Source organism: Streptomyces sp. NPDC059828, from assembly GCF_042731955.1.
GTDB lineage: Bacteria > Actinomycetota > Actinomycetes > Streptomycetales > Streptomycetaceae > Streptomyces.
Genome location: NZ_JBHWIW010000028.1, coordinates 43952 through 60993, shown reverse-complemented (window position 1 = coordinate 60993; position 17042 = coordinate 43952). Strand labels below are relative to the sequence as shown.

Annotated in this window: 11 protein-coding genes; 6 read left to right on the top strand and 5 right to left on the bottom strand. The window is 71.3% G+C overall.

The window, feature by feature from the left end:
* Positions 1 to 34: 34 nt before the first annotated feature.
* Together ACFV6V_RS18495 and ACFV6V_RS18490 are read right to left on the bottom strand one after the other, a co-directional pair.
* The gene (locus tag ACFV6V_RS18495) at positions 35 to 517 is read right to left on the bottom strand and encodes a hypothetical protein (protein WP_385565989.1); all 483 of its coding nucleotides are present in this window, start codon (positions 515 to 517) and stop codon (positions 35 to 37) included.
* A 106-nt stretch (positions 518 to 623) separates the two neighbouring features.
* Entirely contained in the window at positions 624 to 2174 is a 1551-nt protein-coding gene (locus ACFV6V_RS18490) for a PucR family transcriptional regulator (RefSeq protein WP_385565986.1), read from the bottom strand.
* Between the two features lie 228 nt (positions 2175 to 2402).
* Here ACFV6V_RS18490 and speB point away from each other — a divergent pair, with 228 nt between their 5' ends.
* The 6 genes from speB (at position 2403) to ACFV6V_RS18460 (ending at position 12483) form a co-directional block, all read left to right on the top strand.
* Complete coding sequence (speB, locus tag ACFV6V_RS18485) at positions 2403 to 3395, top strand: agmatinase (RefSeq protein WP_385565983.1); 993 nt, start codon at positions 2403 to 2405, stop codon at positions 3393 to 3395.
* 61 nt (positions 3396 to 3456) lie between these two features.
* Positions 3457 to 5190, top strand: coding sequence for a thiamine pyrophosphate-binding protein (locus tag ACFV6V_RS18480; protein WP_385565981.1), 1734 nt, complete (start codon positions 3457 to 3459; stop codon positions 5188 to 5190).
* Positions 5191 to 5437: 247 nt separating this feature from the next.
* Positions 5438 to 6418 carry a serine hydrolase gene (locus ACFV6V_RS18475; RefSeq protein ID WP_385565978.1) on the top strand — a complete coding sequence of 327 codons (981 nt, stop codon included), beginning with the start codon at positions 5438 to 5440 and terminating at the stop codon, positions 6416 to 6418.
* Positions 6419 to 6580: 162 nt separating this feature from the next.
* Positions 6581 to 10405: an ABC transporter ATP-binding protein gene (locus tag ACFV6V_RS18470; protein WP_385565975.1), complete on the top strand. Its 3825-nt coding sequence runs from the start codon at positions 6581 to 6583 to the stop codon at positions 10403 to 10405.
* Positions 10406 to 10540: 135 nt separating this feature from the next.
* On the top strand, positions 10541 to 10921 hold the full coding sequence (locus ACFV6V_RS18465) for a hypothetical protein (protein ID WP_385565972.1): 381 nt from the start codon (positions 10541 to 10543) through the stop codon (positions 10919 to 10921).
* A 110-nt stretch (positions 10922 to 11031) separates the two neighbouring features.
* Positions 11032 to 12483, top strand: coding sequence for a S28 family serine protease (locus ACFV6V_RS18460; RefSeq protein ID WP_385565969.1), 1452 nt, complete (start codon positions 11032 to 11034; stop codon positions 12481 to 12483).
* Between the two features lie 96 nt (positions 12484 to 12579).
* Here the strand turns inward: ACFV6V_RS18460 and ACFV6V_RS18455 are convergent, their stop codons facing one another.
* From ACFV6V_RS18455 to ACFV6V_RS18445, 3 genes are all read right to left on the bottom strand, one after another.
* On the bottom strand, positions 12580 to 14409 hold the full coding sequence (locus ACFV6V_RS18455) for a glycoside hydrolase family 3 protein (protein ID WP_385565966.1): 1830 nt from the start codon (positions 14407 to 14409) through the stop codon (positions 12580 to 12582).
* A 390-nt stretch (positions 14410 to 14799) separates the two neighbouring features.
* Positions 14800 to 15744 (bottom strand): GNAT family N-acetyltransferase, encoded by a 945-nt coding sequence (locus ACFV6V_RS18450; protein WP_385565964.1) that lies wholly within the window; start codon positions 15742 to 15744, stop codon positions 14800 to 14802.
* A gap of 113 nt (positions 15745 to 15857) precedes the next feature.
* On the bottom strand, positions 15858 to 16928 hold the full coding sequence (locus ACFV6V_RS18445; RefSeq protein ID WP_385565961.1) for a LacI family DNA-binding transcriptional regulator: 1071 nt from the start codon (positions 16926 to 16928) through the stop codon (positions 15858 to 15860).
* Positions 16929 to 17042 lie beyond the last annotated feature (114 nt).

Below are 17042 nucleotides of genomic sequence, written 5' to 3'. Positions count from 1 at the left end.
AGTTCGGTGGCCTCAGTCGTCGGCTGGTGTGCGCTCAGCTCGCAGTGACCGACGGCTGCTCCGGCAGGGGCGCCTCGCCGTCGTAGGCCGCCAGTGCCGCCTGCCGGCGTACGAGGAGTTCACCGAGGTCCTCGGGCGTCAGACGCTCCTGGGCCAGCTTCACCGTGGCGCGGCCCTCCACGTCCGCCCAGGCGTGCCGGGCGCGCTTGTTGGCCCGGCGGCGGGTGTCGCTTCGGAGGAAGCCCGCGCCGGCCGCGAAGCCGGCGGAGGCCAGGGCGATCAGCGCGGCGGGGATGCGCGCGTCCGCCGTGGCCAGACCGGCCGCGCCCGCCGTGCCGGCGAGCAGCGCCGCGGGAAAGCCGAGGGCGATGTCCAGCCGGGTCCAGAAATCCGCCCGCTTGTGCGCGAGCGCCCTCTGCCGGGCCGCCTCCTCCTGGAGCCGCTCGACCTCGGCACGCAGGCGGCGCCCGGGTCCGCCCGGGGTCAGGGTCACGGTTCCGTCGGCGGATATGGTCATGCGGGCATTCCAACACGCCTGCAGGACAAATGACTTGGCGTGATGCCCACAGCGTTCCGGCGCCGGAGTCGTGGACTCCCGACGGAACCACGACGCCGCGGCCCGGTCACACGTACCGCAGCGCGAACCACAGCTCCATCCGTACGTCCGCGTCGTCCACGTCGACCCCGAGCAGCGAGCCGCAGCGGGCGATCCGCTGGCGCACGGTGTTGCGGTGCACCCCCAGAGCCACCGCCGTGCGGTCCCAGCTGCCGTGCAGGGAGAGCCAGACGCGCAGCGTCTCGGTCAGCGCCGGGGAGTCCGCGATGGGCGCGAGCAGGGTGCGGGCGTGCACGGCGGCCTCGGTGGGCGCGACCAGTTCGGCCAGCCCCGCGTCGCGCTGCCGTGCCAGCGGCTCACGGGTCGCCTCGGCCCGCCGCAGCGCCCGCGCGGCGGCCGTGTCGGCGGCGCTCAGCTCGCCCGGTTCGGCCGGGGCGCTCACCCCCAGGGTCCAGCCGGGCTGAGGCTCGATCCGGCGCTCGCCGGGAAGCAGGATCCGTACGGTCGCGCCGGTGGCGTCCGCTCCGGAATCCATGTCCACCAGCGCGCTGCCCAGTGCCGCGCCGAGCGCGGACGCCCCGATCCGGTCGGGCGGCAGTCCTTGCCGGGAGGCGTGCACCACGATCCAGCGGCCGGGTGCCAGCGCCGGCGCCACCTCGGCGGGCGCCGCTCCCAGCAGCAGCCGCACCAACGCGGCGGAGCGGCTGGCCGCGTCCGCTCCCTGGTGCGGTGCGGTGAGCAGCGACAGGAGGACCACGGCCATCCCTGCCACGGTGTGCCCGCCCGGCTCACGGGCCCCGGTCGCGATCCCGAGGGCCAGCCCCTGCGTGCCGCCGAGCGCGTAGGCCGCCAGATGGTGACCGCCCGCGGCGTCGGTGGCGGACGAGGGGGCGCGCCGGAGCGGTGTCGCGGCCCCCGGGGCCGGGCGCTCCGCCACGTCACCGGGCTCCCCCCGCCCCGGGAGCTCGTCGTCCGCCGCGGCGGGATTCACCACGCGCGCCAGCCGCCCCAGTGCCTCGCGGGCCTCCCGCGACGGGGCCCGTCCCGCCGACTGTGCGGCGGAGCCGTCCGGAGACAGCAGCACCGCCCAGCCGCCCAGCCGGGTCGCGAGCTGCTGGAGCACCGCCGGCACCGGGTCGGGCCGCGCGGCGGCGGCGGCCAGGCCCTGCTGTGCCTCGCTGACCCGGCGTACCTCCCGCAGCCGGACCTGGGCCATCAGCCGCCACACGGCCCGGGCGACCGCCGTGAACGGGGTCTGCGGCGGCACCTCTACCAGCGGCAGCCCGTGCCGCTCGCAGGCCCGTACGAGAGCCTCGGGGACGGTGTCGTGCACCGGAGCCACCCCGAAACCGATCGCGGCTCCCCCCGCCTCGGCCACCCGGGAGACGTACCGCTCCGGGTCCGCCAGCAGGACCCCGGCCGTCAGCAGCAGCTCACCGCCCAGCAGATAGGGATACGGATCAGCCATTTCCGAGGGGTGCACCCACTGGATGCCGGTGTCCGCGGGCCCCGTGATCAGTCGCAGCCCCAGATCCTCGCGCGCCAGCAGCGCGGACAGCGGGATGGGTGGCGCGGGCGGGGCGGGTGGGTTCGACGGGAGAGCGATGGGGTCCGGCATGGTGGACGTTCCATCCAAATAGGTCTTCCAGAATGGAGGAAACGTACACTTCATCGCCGCTTTCCGGCCACTTATCGTCGAGTCGTCCGGGCACCGCTGGTACAGGTGCGCGTTCCCGTGCACAAGCCGCCCGTGGTCTGGGCAGACCACTAGAGCCACCGCTAGCGCCACCGCAGCCGGACATGCGATCCGGATCCCTCGCGATACCCGTAGGAAGAAGGCATGGTCATGAGCAGCAACGAGACGCCGCGCGGCCCCATCGACTCGTCCCGCACCCCGCGGTACGCCGGACTCGCGACGTTCGCCCGGCTGCCCCGGCTCGACGAGGTCGGCCGCACCGATGTCGCCGTGGTCGGCGTGCCCTTCGACGCCGGGGTCTCGTACCGCCCCGGCGCCCGCTTCGGCGGCAACGCCATCCGTGAGGCCTCCCGGCTGCTGCGTCCCTACAACCCCGCCCAGGACGCCTCGCCCTTCGCGCTCGCCCAGGTCGCGGACGCGGGCGACATCGCCGCCAACCCGTTCAACATCAACGAGGCGGTCGAGACCATCGAGGCGGCGGCCGACGACCTCCTCGGCACCGGCGCCCGCATGATGACACTCGGCGGCGACCACACCATCGCACTGCCGCTGCTGCGTTCGGTCGCCAAGAAGCACGGCCCGGTGGCCCTGCTGCACTTCGACGCGCACCTGGACACCTGGGACACGTACTTCGGCGCCGAGTACACCCACGGCACCCCGTTCCGCCGTGCCGTGGAGGAGGGCATCCTCGACACCGAGGCGCTCTCGCACGTCGGTATCCGCGGCCCGCTCTACGGGAAGCAGGACCTGACCGACGACGAGAAGATGGGCTTCGGCATCGTCACCTCGTCCGATGTCTACCGGCGCGGCGCCGACGAGGTGGCCGACCAGCTCCGCCAGCGCATCGGCGACCGCCCGCTCTACATCTCCATCGACATCGACTGCCTCGACCCGGCCCACGCCCCGGGCACCGGCACCCCCGAGGCCGGTGGCATGACCTCCCGGGAACTGCTGGAGATCCTGCGCGGGCTCGACTCCTGCAACCTCGTCTCGGCCGATGTCGTCGAGGTCGCGCCGGCGTACGACCACGCCGAAATCACCTCGGTCGCCGCCTCTCACACCGCCTACGAGCTGACTACGATCATGGCCCGTCAGATCGCCGCAGGCCGTGCCGACGGCGGCGCGGGGCAGACCGCGAAGTAGACGCGAGGCAAGCGGAAGCGCGCTGCGCCCGGCGGGCAGCACGAAGGGACACCGGACAGCCATGACCCACGACCACGATCTCGTACTGCGCCCGAGCGAGGCGCAGACCGAGGCCGCGCTCAATCCGCCGGCCGGGCGCAGGGGCGGCGATCTGGTCATCGAGACCCTGAAGGGCCTCGGGGCCACGACGGTGTTCGGTCTGCCGGGCCAGCACGCGCTCGGCATGTTCGACGCCCTGCGCCGCTCGCCGCTGCGGTACGTCGGCCTGCGCGTCGAGAACAACGCGGGCTTCGCCGCCGACGCCTACGGGCGGATCACCGGCGAGGCGGCGCCGCTGTTGGTGTCGACCGGTCCCGGGGCGCTGACCTCGCTCGCCGCGCTCCAGGAGGCGGCGGCGGCCTCCGCCCCGGTGCTGGCGATCTCCAGCCAGGTGCCTCGCGCCGGACTCGGCGGCGGGCGCCACGGCTATCTGCACGAACTGCGCGACCAGCAGGCCTCGTTCCGCGACGTCGTGAAGTCCGTGCACACCGTGCGTGCCGCCTCGCAGATCCCCTCCGCGCTCGCCGCCGCCTGGGAGTCCGCGCTGAGCGCTCCGCACGGTCCGGTCTGGGTGGAGATCCCGCAGGACGTGCTGCTTGCCGAGACCGACCTGCCGGTCGTCACGGCCGTGGACGCGACCCCGCGCGATCTGGTCCCGCGCCCCGAACTGACCGCCGTCGCCGCACATCTGCTGCGCGGAGCCGAACGCCCGGCGATCATCGCGGGCGGCGGTGTCGTACGCTCCGACGCCTCCGGCAAGCTGCGCGCGCTCGCCGAGCGGCTGGACGCTCCGGTCGTGACCACCTTCGGCGGCAAGGGGGCCTTCCCCTGGAAGCACCCGCTGTCGCTGCGTTCCTGGCTGGAGGACCGGCACACCACCGACTTCCTCGAGGACGCGGATGTCCTGCTGGTCGTCGGCTCGGGGCTTGGCGAGCTGTCCTCGAACTACCACACCTTCGCGCCCCGCGGCCGGGTGATCCAGATCGAGGCCGACCTCGGCAAGCTGGAGGCCAACCATCCCGCGCTCGGCATCCACGCCGACGCGCGCATCGCGCTCTCCGCGCTGCTGGAGACGCTGGGGTCCCCGGCTGGTTCCGGCGGCGACCCCGGTTCCGGCTCCGACGGGCAGCGGGCCGGGGATGCGCGGTCGGGCGCCGAGCGGGTCTCCGCGCTGCTGGCGAAGGTGGGGGAACGTATCGCCGGCCAGGATCTGACGCTGGAGCAGGAGGTACTTGCCGCGGTGCGGGAGGCACTGCCGGACGACTCGCCGAGCTTCTGGGACATGACCATCCTGGCCTACTGGGCCTGGTCCGCCTTCGACCCCCGGCAGCCGAACACCATGCACTCCGCCCAGGGCTCGGGCGGCCTCGGCTACGGCTTCCCGGCCGCGCTCGGCGCAGCGGTGGCGGATCCCGGCACGCCGGTGCTCGCCGTGTCCGGAGACGGCGGGGCGATGTACTCGATCGCGGAGCTGGCGACGGCGAAGCAGTACGACCTGCCGGTGACCTGGCTGATCGTGGACGACGGCGGCTACGGCATCCTGCGCGAGTACATGACCGACTCCTTCGGCGAGGCGACCGGGACCGAGCTGACCCGCCCGGACTTCGTGGCGCTCGCCGAGTCCTTCGGGGTGCCCGCGGTGCGCACCACGCCCGGGTCGCTCCGCGAGGACCTGGCCAAGTCCCTCGCGCGGTCCGGACCTTCGGTGGTGGTGCTGCCGGCGCTGCTGAGGATGTTCGCGCCGACGCACCTCTGACCTCTGAAGACCGGCTCAGGAAGCCGGTTCAGAGAGCTGGTGCGCAAGGCCGGCTGGGAAGGCCGGCCTGAGAGACCGGTGCGCCTCTAAAGGAGGTGCACCGGTGAGCCGATGTCTAAGCCGGTGCCCGCTCCGTACGCCTGACGGTGGGTCGTCCTCCGGACGAGGCCGGAGCCTGTCGCGTCAGTGGTACACGTCACAACATGCGACCGCTTTTGTCGTACAACCTTTCTGATGCTGCGGAGTCATGAGAGTCGTGAAGAGACACTCCGTACCCCTCCGCAGTCGTGGGGTTCTCTGCGTGACCGCCACTCTCGGCGTACTGGTGCCGGTCGCCGTCACGGCCACACAGGGCACCGCCACCGCCGCCACGCCCGCGGTCGCGTGCACCTCGCAGCAAGCAGGTCTGGCGGCCAAGCTCGTCAAGGACATCACGGCCGCGGTCAAGGATCGTGCCTCCACGACCGCCGTGCTGGTCAACGACAGGGTCACCAAGACCAGCTGCATACTTCGCCCCGATCAGAAGTTCGACTCCGCCAGTGTGGTCAAGGTGACCGTGCTCGCCACCCTGCTGTGGGACGCGCAGAAGACCGGCCGCCAGCTCACGGGCACGGAGAAGTCGCGTGCCACAGCCATGATCACCAAGTCGGACAACGACGCGACGACCGCGTTGTGGCGCCAGCTCGGCGCGACCAAGGTCAAGGCCTTCCTCACCGCCGCGGGCATGCCCAAGACCGTCCCCGGCGCGAACGGCTACTGGGGACTCACCCAGATCACCGCCCGTGACCAGCAGCGGCTGCTCGCCCTGCTCACGGCGAAGAACACGGTGCTCACCGACGCTTCGCGCGCCTATGTGCTCCAGCTGATGAACTCCGTCGTGGCGTCGCAGCGCTGGGGAGTCCCGGCCGGTGCGCCCTCCACCGCCAAGATCCACGTCAAGAACGGCTGGCTGCAGCGGTCCACCCACGGCTGGCGGGTGCACTCGATCGGAGCCTTCACCGGCAGCGCGCACAACTACCAGCTCACCGTGCTCACGCAGGACAACACCACCATGAACGACGGCATCAACACCATCCAGGCCGTCGCCCGTGCGGTCCACAAGGACCTCAGCCCCACGAGCTCGGCGGGCCTGCGCTACAACCCGACGACCACCCCGCAGGAGGCGGTCCCGGCGGTTCCGGAGCGCCCGGCACGCGACATGGTCACGGCGTATCCGGCAGCACGGTAACGCTGCCCGCGCCTACCCTCGGTACGGTCCCTGGTCCTAGGACCAGGGACCGTACTTTGTTTCCTCCCACTTCCAAGGCCGGAAGCGGGATGAAAACCGTCCCCGCCCGCGTTGCAGCCTTCCGGCAGACGAGCATGATTTTCCGGAGCCCGGGAGGCACACGTGGCGGGGGAAGCACAAGGGTGGGCGCGAAGGCTGACCGGTTACGCCTGGCGCTACCGGCGCAACGTGGTGCTCGCACTCGGGTCGTCCCTGGGCGGTATGGCCGTGATGGCCTTGGTGCCGCTGATCACCAAAGTCGTCATCGACGATGTGGTCAGTGACCACACCCGGTCACTCGCGGTCTGGATCGGCCTGCTCGTCGCATCCGCGGTAGCCGTCTATGTCTTCACGTATGTGCGTCGCTACTACGGCGGCCGTCTCGCCCTCGACGTACAGCACGACCTGCGCACCGACATGTACGGCACGATCAGCCGGCTCGACGGGCGGCGCCAGGACGAGCTGTCCACCGGCCAGGTGGTGGGCAGGGCCACCAGCGATCTCCAGCTCATTCAGGGGCTGCTCTTCATGCTCCCGATGACGATCGGGAACATCCTGCTCTTCGTGATCTCTCTCGTGATCATGGCCTGGCTGTCGCTGCCGCTCACCCTCGTGGCGATCGCCGTCGGCCCGGCCCTCTGGTTCATCGCCAAGCGCAGCCGCGCCCGGCTGCACCCCGCCACCTGGTACGCCCAGCAGCAGGCCGGTGCCGTCGCGGGCGTCGTGGACGGGGCGGTCGCCGGGGTCCGTGTCGTCAAGGGCTTCGGACAGGAGGAGCAGGAGACCGGAAAGCTCAAGGAAGCCGGCCGCAGGCTCTTCGCCGGCCGGCTGCGCACCATCCTGCTGAACGCGCGCTACACCCCCGCCCTCCAGGCCGTGCCCTCACTCGGGCAGGTGGCCATGCTGGCGCTCGGCGGCTGGCTGGCCACCCGCGGGCAGATCACGCTCGGTACGTTCGTCGCGTTCTCCACGTACCTCGCCCAGCTGGTGGGCCCGGTGCGGATGCTGGCGATGGTGCTGACCGTGGCCCAGCAGGCACGGGCGGGTGTGGAGCGGGTCCTGGAACTCATCGACACGGAGCCGAGCATCAAGGACGGCACCAAGGAGCTTCCGGCCGATGCCCCGGCGTCGGTGGAGTTCGACAACGTCAGCTTCTCCTACGGGTCCGGGGCTGGCTCCGGGCCCGGCGACGGGGCTGGGTCCGTATCCGGATCCGCGACCGGTGGTGCGGCCCGGCAGGTGCTCGACGGCTTCTCGCTGGAGATCAGGCCCGGTGAGACCGTGGCCGTGGTCGGTGCCTCCGGCAGCGGCAAATCCACGGTCTCGCTGCTGCTGCCGCGCTTCTACGACGTCACCCACGGCGCCGTGCTCGTCGGCGGCCATGACGTCCGCGAGCTCACCCTGGAGTCGCTGCGCGCCGCCATCGGCCTGGTGCCCGAGGACAGCTTCCTCTTCTCCGACACCGTCCGCGCGAACATCGCGTACGGCAAGCCGGACGCGACGGACGAGGAGGTCGCCCAGGCGGCCCGTACCGCCCAGGCGGACCGTTTCATCGCCGAGCTGCCCCACGGTTACGACACCAAGGTCGGCGAGCACGGGCTCACCCTGTCCGGTGGCCAGCGCCAGCGCGTCGCACTGGCCCGTGCCATCCTCGCCGACCCCCGTCTGCTGCTGCTGGACGACGCGACCTCGGCCGTGGACGCGCGGGTCGAACACGAGATCCACGAGGCACTGCGCAGTGTCATGGCGGGCCGGACGACACTGCTGATCGCCCACCGGCGCTCCACCCTCGGCCTCGCCGACCGGATCGCCGTGCTGGACGACGGCCGCCTCGCCGACATCGGTACGCATGACGAGTTGCAGGAGCGGTCCGCGCTGTACCGGCGGCTGCTCACCGACCCCGACGAGCTGGGCGGGGTGTCCCCGGGGCACACCCGCCAGGTCGAGATCCCCGAGGACCGCACGCTGCGGGCCGAGATGGACGCCGAGTTCGACGCCGAGCGGGGTATCACCCCGCCGCTGTGGGTCCGCAAGGAAGAGGCCGAACAGGACGAGGTCACCGGCGCCACGCCGGAGCTGCTGGCCCAGGTCGCCGCGCTGCCGCCGGCCGAGGACACACCCCGGGTCGACGAGGCGCGTGCGGTGCTGCCGGAGGAGTCCGGCTCGTACGGGCTGCGCAGACTGCTGCGGGGCTTCGGGCCGCCGCTCCTGGTCAGCCTGCTCCTGGTCGCGGTGGACGCGGGCATGGGGCTGCTGCTGCCGGTGCTGATCCGGCACGGAATCGACGACGGTGTCGAGCGGGCGGCGCTGGGGGCCGTCTGGGCGGCCTCCGCGCTCGGCCTCGTCGCCGTGTTCGTGCAGTGGGCCGCGCAGATCGGTGAGACACGGATGACCGGCCGTACCGGCGAGCGCATCCTGTACGCGCTGCGGCTGAAGATCTTCGCGCAGCTCCAGCGGCTCGGGCTCGACTACTACGAGCGTGAGCTGACCGGCCGGATCATGACCCGGATGACAACGGACGTGGACGCCCTGTCCACGTTCCTCCAGACGGGTCTTGTCACCGCCTTCGTCTCCGTGGTGACCTTCCTCGGGATCATGGGCGTGCTGGTCGTGATCGATGTGCAGCTGGCCCTGGTGGTGTTCGCGACCCTGCCGGTGCTGATCGTCGGCACGGTGTTCTTCCGCAAGCAGTCCGTGAAGGCGTACGAGCTCGCCCGTGAGCGGATCAGCGTCGTCAATGCCGATCTCCAGGAGTCGGTCAGCGGACTGCGCATCGTCCAGGCGTTCCGCCGGGAGCAGTCGGGCAACCGCAGGTTCACGGAGCGCAGCGACAGCTACCGCGCGGCGCGCGTGCGCGGCCAGTGGCTGATCTCCGTGTACTTCCCCTTCGTCCAGCTGCTGGCCTCCGTGGCCGCGGCCGCGGTGCTGGTGGTCGGGGCCGGGCGGATCGAGGCGGGCACGCTCACGACGGGTGCGCTGGTCGCGTATCTGCTGTACATCGATCTGTTCTTCGCACCGGTGCAGCAGCTGTCGCAGGTCTTCGACGGCTACCAGCAGGCCACGGTGTCGCTGGGGCGCATCCAGGAGCTGCTGCGTGAGCCGACGTCCACGGCGCAGGCCGAGCAGCCGCTCGACGTGCCGGCGCTGCGCGGTGAGATCGCCTTCGAGGACGTGAGCTTCGCCTATGGATCCCTGGCGGGCGCCGAGGTGGATGCCGCGGCTGGGGCCGGCGGAAAAAAGACGCCGGACGAAGGCGCGCTGACCGGGATCGACCTGCGGATCCCGGCCGGGCAGACGGTCGCGTTCGTCGGTGAGACCGGAGCGGGGAAGTCGACGCTGGTCAAGCTTGTGGCCAGGTTCTACGACCCGACGAGCGGCCGGGTCACCGCCGACGGCACCGATCTGCGCGACGTGGACCTCACGGCGTACCGGCACCGGATCGGCATCGTCCCGCAGGAGGCGTACCTCTTCGCCGGTACGGTGCGTGATGCCATCGCCTACGGGCGCCCGGAGGCGACGGACGCCGAGGTGGAGGCCGCGGCGCGGGCCGTGGGTGCGCACGACATGATCGCCACACTCGAGGGCGGCTATCTGCACGAGGTGGCCGAGCGCGGACGCAATCTGTCGGCCGGTCAGCGCCAGCTGATCGCGCTCGCCCGCGCCGAGCTGGTCGACCCGGATGTGCTGCTGCTGGACGAGGCGACGGCGGCCCTTGATCTGGCGACGGAGGCTCAGGTCAACCAGGCCACCGACCGGCTCACGGGGCGCCGCACCACCCTGGTCGTCGCCCACCGGCTGACGACGGCCGCGCGCGCCGACCGCGTCGTCGTGATGGCCCACGGGCGGGTCGTCGAGGACGGTACGCACGAGGAGCTCCTGGCGCAGGACGGGAGCTATGCCGCGCTGTGGCGGACGTTCATCGGCGCCGCGGAGCCCACGCCGGCCTGACTCCGGCGTGGCGGTGGCGTGACGAAAATTGATCGTCGTGTGACGACCTGATCGTGAGGTGACGAGCTGACCGCAACCGTCCGGGCCATCGTTGCGTCGTACGTCAGTACGGCCTGGCGTGGGAGGGGAGCAAGAGTGTTCGGAAGACTGGTGGCGCACACCGGTGCGGCGCTCGTGGTCGCGGGGACCCTGCTGACGGCCGGCCCCGGTGTCCAGATGGCGGAAGCGGCCTCCGGGTGCTCCGGCCGTCCCGTCAAGACCGTGAAGTTCGCGACCGGAGAGCTGCGGCTCTACAAGGACCGTGCCTATGTGTGCGCCATGACCGTCGCGAAGCGGCCCGGTGCGAAACGGGCGATGTCGGTCAGCCTCCAGCCTCGCGGGGCGCGCGCCGCCGTGGACAAGGGCCGGTTCACCAGGCAGGCGGGGCCGGTGACCGTGTACGCGCTGCACCGTGTCGTCCGCGCCTCTGGTGCCATCGCCGGTGTGGGTGCCACGACTGGCTGGCTCCTCGTCTGAGTCAACCGCGTCTTCCGAGCCCCCTGGCCAGATGCGTCAACTGGGTCTGGCGGTATGGGTGTTGCTCTCGCTAGGTTCACCGCGACCGTTGTGAACTAAGGGGAGGGCGCATGCGCAAGGCGCTGAGATGGCTGTTGTCGCTTGTCATGCTCACTGGCATGCTCGGGGCGACGACGACCGCGGCCACCGCCGCCGAACCGGGCGCGAGCCCGGCAGGAGCGTCCCAGGACATCAAGGACCGGATCCTCGCGATCCCCGGGATGAGCCTGATCGAGGAGAAGCCGTACGCCGGCCACCGCTACTTCGTGCTCGACTACACCCAGCCGGTCGACCACCGGCGCCCGTCCAAGGGCACGTTCCAGCAGCGCATCACCGTGCTGCACAAGGACACGGCCCGTCCGACCGTCTTCTACACCAGCGGCTACAACGTGGGCACCAGCCCGCGCCGCCGCGAGCCTACGCAGATCGTCGACGGCAACCAGGTCGACATGGAGTATCGATTCTTCACTCCGTCCCGGCCACAGCCCGCCGACTGGGGCAAGCTCGACATCTGGCAGGCCGCGAGCGACCAGCACCGGGTCTTCACCGCGCTGAAGCAGATCTACACCAAGAAGTGGATCGCCACCGGCGCATCCAAGGGCGGTATGACGGCGACGTACTACGAGCGCTTCTACCCGCGCGACATGGACGGCGTGGTTGCCTATGTCGCCCCGAACGACGCCAACGACCGTGCGGACGCCGCCTATGACCGGTTCTTCGAGCAGGTCGGGACCAAGGAGTGCCGCGACCGCCTCACCGCCATCCAGCGCGAGGCCCTCGGCAAGCGCCGCGCCGCGCTCACCGCCGGATACCGTGCCTGGATCAAGGACAACGGCGGCACCTTCCGGACCATCGGGTCGCTCGACAAGGCCTTCGAGAGCCTGGTCTCCGACTACGCCTGGGCCTTCTGGCAGTACAGCCTGCTTGCCGACTGCGCTTCCCTGCCCGCCGCGGCGACCGCGAGCGACCAGGAACTCTTCGACTCGCTGGACTCGATATCCGGCTTCGCCTCCTACACCGACTCGGGCCTGGAGTCCTACACCCCGTACTACTACCAGGCGGGCACCCAGCTCGGGGCGCCCACACTGCGCCAGCCGCAGCTGGCGGATCTGCTGCGCTACCCGGGCTACTTCACGCCGCGGGTGTACGTCCCCCGCGAGATACCCATGAAGACCTTCGACCGGCACGCGATGCGTGACATCGACGGCTGGGTCCGTCACCACGCCAAGCACATGATCTGGGTGTACGGCGAGAACGACCCCTGGGGCGCGGAGCGGTTCCGCCCCGGTAAGGGGGCGCGTGACGCCCATGTCTTCACCGAGCCCGGGGGCAACCACGGTGCCTCCGTCGCCGGGCTGCCCGAGGCCGACCGGGCCAAGGCGACCGCGCGGATCCTGGACTGGGCAGGTGTCGCCCCGGCGGCCGTCCAGCAGAACCCGGCCCTGGCGAAGCGTCTGGCGCCCTACGACGCCAGGCTCGACAAGCAGGTCGATGAGCGGGAGCCGTTCGCGCTACGGCCGTAGCGGCAAGCGGCACCTTTCGCGTGCGGGCCGCGCCCTGCCGACGGTGTGCCACACCCGGCCGGGCGCGGCCGTCTGCTCCTCCGCGGGCGCCGAACGTCAATACATCACCCCGTATCCGGTCGGATACAGCACCTGCGCCGGGTCCTCCGCGTGCGGCACGGGAACCGGCAGTGTGCCCTCGGGCCCGGCACGCCCGGCCATCACCCGCACGGCGGCGCGCACTTCCACATCCGTCCAGCCGTATGCGGCCAGGGAGGCCGCGATACCGGATCCGGTCAACTGCGCGACGTCATAGGGATTGCGGACGGCCACCGTGACCACGGGCACGCCGGTCTCGGCAAGCCGGAACACCAGGGTGCGCTGCGGGCTGTCCGCCGTGAGGTTGTACGTAACCACGACGACCACGTCCACGCCGACCGCTGCCGCCACCGCCTCATTGACGTTCGCCCCGGTGGGTGTGATGCCGGTGGGCCGGGCTGCGGCGGTGAAGCCCAGCGCGGTGAAGGCCCTGGCGATGATGGCCGTGGGTGGCCCGGTGGTCCCGGAGGGCGAGGCCGGATCGGCGCCGACGACCAGGACCCGGGGATGGCTCCGGCGGGACAGCGGCAGCAGCCCCTTCTCGTTCAGCAGCAGAGTGGTGGTCCGTCCGGCGATCCGGTCGGCGGCCGTGAGATGGGCCCTGGCCCCGACGGTGCGGACCACTTCTCGAGGGGACACGAACGGATGGCGCAGCAGGCCCAGTCTCGTCTTCAGTTGGAGGATGCGCATCAGCGACTCATCGAGGCGCCGCTCGGTCAGTTCACCGCTTCTGACGGCCTCGATGACCGCGCTCCAGGCCACATCCAGCTTCGGCGGGTTCAGCAGTTGGTCGCAACCCGCCTTGAGCGCGAGCACCGGGACGCGGTCGTCACCGTATCTCTGCCTGACCCCCGCCATGTCGAGGGCGTCGGTGACGACGACGCCGTCGTAGCCGAGCTCCTCACGCAGGATGCCGGTCACGATGGGGCGGGAGAGGGTCGCCGGATCCTCGCTCGGGTCGAGCGAAGGGACCACGATATGCGCGGTCATGATCGATCCGACCCCAGCGGCGATCGCAGCCCGGAACGGCGGGGCGTCCAGCTCGTCCCACTGCTCACGTGTGTGCTGGATGGTGGGCAGGGCGTAGTGACTGTCGCCCATGGTGTCGCCGTGGCCCGGGAAGTGCTTGGCGGTCGCGGTGATTCCCGCGCTCTGGTACCCCTTCACCTGGGCGGCGACCAACCCGGCGACGGCGTCTGGATCGGCGCCGAAGGACCGGACACCGATGACCGGGTTGGCCGGGTTGACGTTCACATCCGCCACGGGCGCGTAGTTCTGGTTGATACCCGTCGCCGCCAGCTCCGCACCTGCGATCCGTGCGGCCTCGCGGGCATCGGCACGCGAACCGCCCGCCCCCAGCGCCATCGCGCCCGGCATCAGCGTCGCGGGTCTGCCGACACGCGCGACAACGCCGTGCTCCTGGTCCGTGGAGATGAGCAGCGGGATGGGTGTGGCCTGCTCGAGGCCCGCCCGCTGGATGCCGTTGGAGAGACCGGCGATCTGTTGCGGGTCCCGGGTGTTGTGCGCCCAGGCGAAGTAGATGATCCCGCCCACGTGGTAGCGCCGGATCAGCTCGGCGGCGTTCCGGACCCCGATCTCCCGGAGGTTGGCATCGGCATCGGCCGGGTCCGGGGTGGTGGCGGAGTGCCCGTACACCCGCATCACGAAGAGCTGGCCGACCTTCTCCTCCAAGCTCATCCGGGAGATGAGCTGCTCGAGGCGGCTCCGGGAGTCGGCGAAGCCAGGGGTGGGGGCGAGCGTGAGAGCCGAGGCGCCTGCGGCTGTCACGGCGGCAGCGGCCGTCGCCGCGAGGACGGTTCGTCTTGAGGGGGTGGTCCGGTCCTGCACTGGTGCTCCTTCCACGAAGGACGCTTCCAAGAAGCCATGCCGGTAGGAAAAGTAACGCCTGTCACGGTATGCGAGCGGAAGAGGCACCCGGGCAGACGGCGCGTCATGGGCCGCCACCGGTGTCAGGGAGGGGGGACACCGGTGACGGACCGCGCCGTCGAACGCAGGGCGGCCGGTAGGGGTGAGTCGGCGATCGCGACCAGCAGCGAGCGCCGACACCGCTCTGCGAAGCCCGGGGCCCGGCCAGGGCCCCACCCGCGGCGCGGCACTTGGACGGCACCGGTGTGCCGCGGGTTCCCGGCGCTTGCCATGTCGCGCCCACCCCCGGTCCTGTCCGGTGACTCCGGGTGCTCCCGCCTCGCCGTCAGCAGCGCCGATGGCTTGTGAGACTCAACCGGCGGCACCTTCCTGGAGGGCAAGCCGCCAGTCCTGACCGACGAGCTCGGCGCCATAGGAGCGGTGGGGCTTCTCCGTGACAAGCGTGAATCCGGCTCGCTGGTAGATCTTGCGGGCCGCCGTGAGGACGTCGTTCGTCCACAACACCAGCTCGCGGTAACCGGCTTCGCGGGCGAAGTCGACGACCGCACCCACCAGCCGGTCCCCGAGACCGTGCCCCCGGGCCTCCGGCTCGACCAGCAGCAGCCGCAGCCGCGCCGTGGCCGGTGCCTCGTCCCGTACGCACATCACCGAACCGGCCGGCCGCCCGTCCAGCTCGGCTATCCACACCCGTTCCAGATGCGGATCGTGGTCCTGGGCGAAGTCCGCGACTATCCGGGCGACCAGTCCTTCGAAGTCGGTGTTCCAGCCGAACTCCGCTGCGTACAGCGCGCCGTGGCGCTGGACTATCCAGCCCAGATCACCGGGGACCGGATCACGCAGCACGAGCTCTCCCCGACGGCCGTCCGGTCGGGGGCGGACCTCGCCCAGTATGTCCCGCACCGTACGCATCGCCTCGCTCAGCCGTGGCCGGTCGTCCTCCGCCACATCGGTCAGCAGCCGGCCGACGGCCTCCCGTGACCGCTCGTCCAGCAGCGCGGTCGCCTCACGTCCCCGGTCGGTGAGCGTGATGCGCTGCCGTCGTGAGTCCGGCTCCGAGGGAGCCCGTTCGACCAGTCCGTCCCGCTCGAACCTGCCGAGGAGGCGACTCAGGTATCCGGCGTCCAGGGAGAGTTCCAGGCGCAGATCCGCGGCGTCGGTGCGCGGAGCATGCGCCAGCTCGTACAGCACCCGCGACTCGGTCAGGGTGAAGGGCGTGTGCAGCTGCTTGCCGTAGTCGAGAGCGCCGATGAGGTTCGTGTAGAAGCGGTTGAACGCGCGAATGTCCTGAACTGTCATGATCCACCCCGACCTTTCCTTTGACTGAGTCAAGGCTAGGTTCGAGCGGCAACGCCGGACAAGGCCTGTGGATAACTCGCGGCGCCCCGGGCCCATCCGAGCTCACGGTCCCGTCACGTCGCCGGTGGCGGCGCCGTCGAGGCCCGTGCCATCAGCTCGGCGCCGATCATCGCGACACCGCCCGGCGGCGGTGCCTCCGTGCCCACGGCCAGCCGGCCCGCCCGTACCCCTGCCTCGTACAGCGGCAGCCGCACCGTCGTCAGCGCCGGAACCGCGTCCACCGAGAACGGCAGGTCGTCGAAGCCCGCCACCGACACATCCTCCGGAACACGCAGGCCCTTCTCGCGAAGTGCGGCGCAGGCGCCGAGGGCGACGGTGTCGTTGGCCGCCGCGATCGCCGTGAGGCCCGGGTCGCGGCGCAGCAACTCCTGTGCCGCGTCGTAGCCCGAGCGGCGTTCGTACGATCCGTGCACCGTGAGACGATTCCCGCCCCGTCCCTCGCCTTCGCCGACCCCCGCCCCGGCCAGGGCGGCCCGGTGCCCCTCGAGACGGTGCCGTGTCGTCGTCCGCTGCGCAGGTCCCGCGATGTAGCCGATCCGGCGATGCCCCAGCGCGATCAGATGCTCGGTGAGCCGCCGTCCTGCGTCGCGGTTGTCGAAGGAGAGCGTCGCGGTCCCGGGCCCGTCCGGCAGGGGCGGGCGCCCGCAGAGCACCACGGTCGTGCCCGCGGCGGCGAGCTTCGCCAGCTTCACCGACATCGCGGCGGTATGGTCCGGGTCCTCCAGCGCTCCTCCGGTGAGGATCACCGCCGCCGCACGCTGCCGTTGCAGCAGGGTGAGATATGTCAGCTCGCGCTCGGCCGAGCCGCCCGTGTTGCAGACCACCGCCAGCTTCTCCCCGCCCCCGCGCCCGGACGCGCCCTCCCCGATCGCTGTCTGCGCCGCCCCGGCGATGGTCGCGAAGAACGGATCGGCGATGTCGTTGACGAGGATGCCGACGAGATCGGATGTGGCCGCGGCGAGCGAGCGGGCCGGACCGTTGAGTACGTAGTCGAGCTCGTCGACGGCCCGGAGCACCCGGTCCCGAGTGGTCGCGGCCACGGGGTAGTTGCCGTTGAGGACCCGGGACACAGTCGCCGGAGACACCCGGGCGCGGGCCGCCACATCCGCCAGCGTGACTGTCATCGCTACCTCCGGGGGAGATCGGGCCATGCCCTTAATCCCGAAAAAATAACAGCTCGCAATCGTGCAACCCTTCTGGCGTGACATGAGTCGTAGTCGTCGTCAGGGCTCAAGGGG

What these genes read in the sequence shown, in the direction of transcription:
- ACFV6V_RS18495 (WP_385565989.1), bottom strand. Translation starts at nt 517, where the DNA reads ATGACCATATCCGCCGACGGAACCGTGACCCTGACCCCGGGCGGACCC.
- ACFV6V_RS18490 (WP_385565986.1), bottom strand. Translation starts at nt 2,174, where the DNA reads ATGCCGGACCCCATCGCTCTCCCGTCGAACCCACCCGCCCCGCCCGCG.
- speB (WP_385565983.1), top strand. Translation starts at nt 2,403, where the DNA reads ATGAGCAGCAACGAGACGCCGCGCGGCCCCATCGACTCGTCCCGCACC.
- ACFV6V_RS18480 (WP_385565981.1), top strand. Translation starts at nt 3,457, where the DNA reads ATGACCCACGACCACGATCTCGTACTGCGCCCGAGCGAGGCGCAGACC.
- ACFV6V_RS18475 (WP_385565978.1), top strand. Translation starts at nt 5,438, where the DNA reads ATGAGAGTCGTGAAGAGACACTCCGTACCCCTCCGCAGTCGTGGGGTT.
- ACFV6V_RS18460 (WP_385565969.1), top strand. Translation starts at nt 11,032, where the DNA reads ATGCGCAAGGCGCTGAGATGGCTGTTGTCGCTTGTCATGCTCACTGGC.
- ACFV6V_RS18450 (WP_385565964.1), bottom strand. Translation starts at nt 15,744, where the DNA reads ATGACAGTTCAGGACATTCGCGCGTTCAACCGCTTCTACACGAACCTC.
- ACFV6V_RS18445 (WP_385565961.1), bottom strand. Translation starts at nt 16,928, where the DNA reads ATGACAGTCACGCTGGCGGATGTGGCGGCCCGCGCCCGGGTGTCTCCG.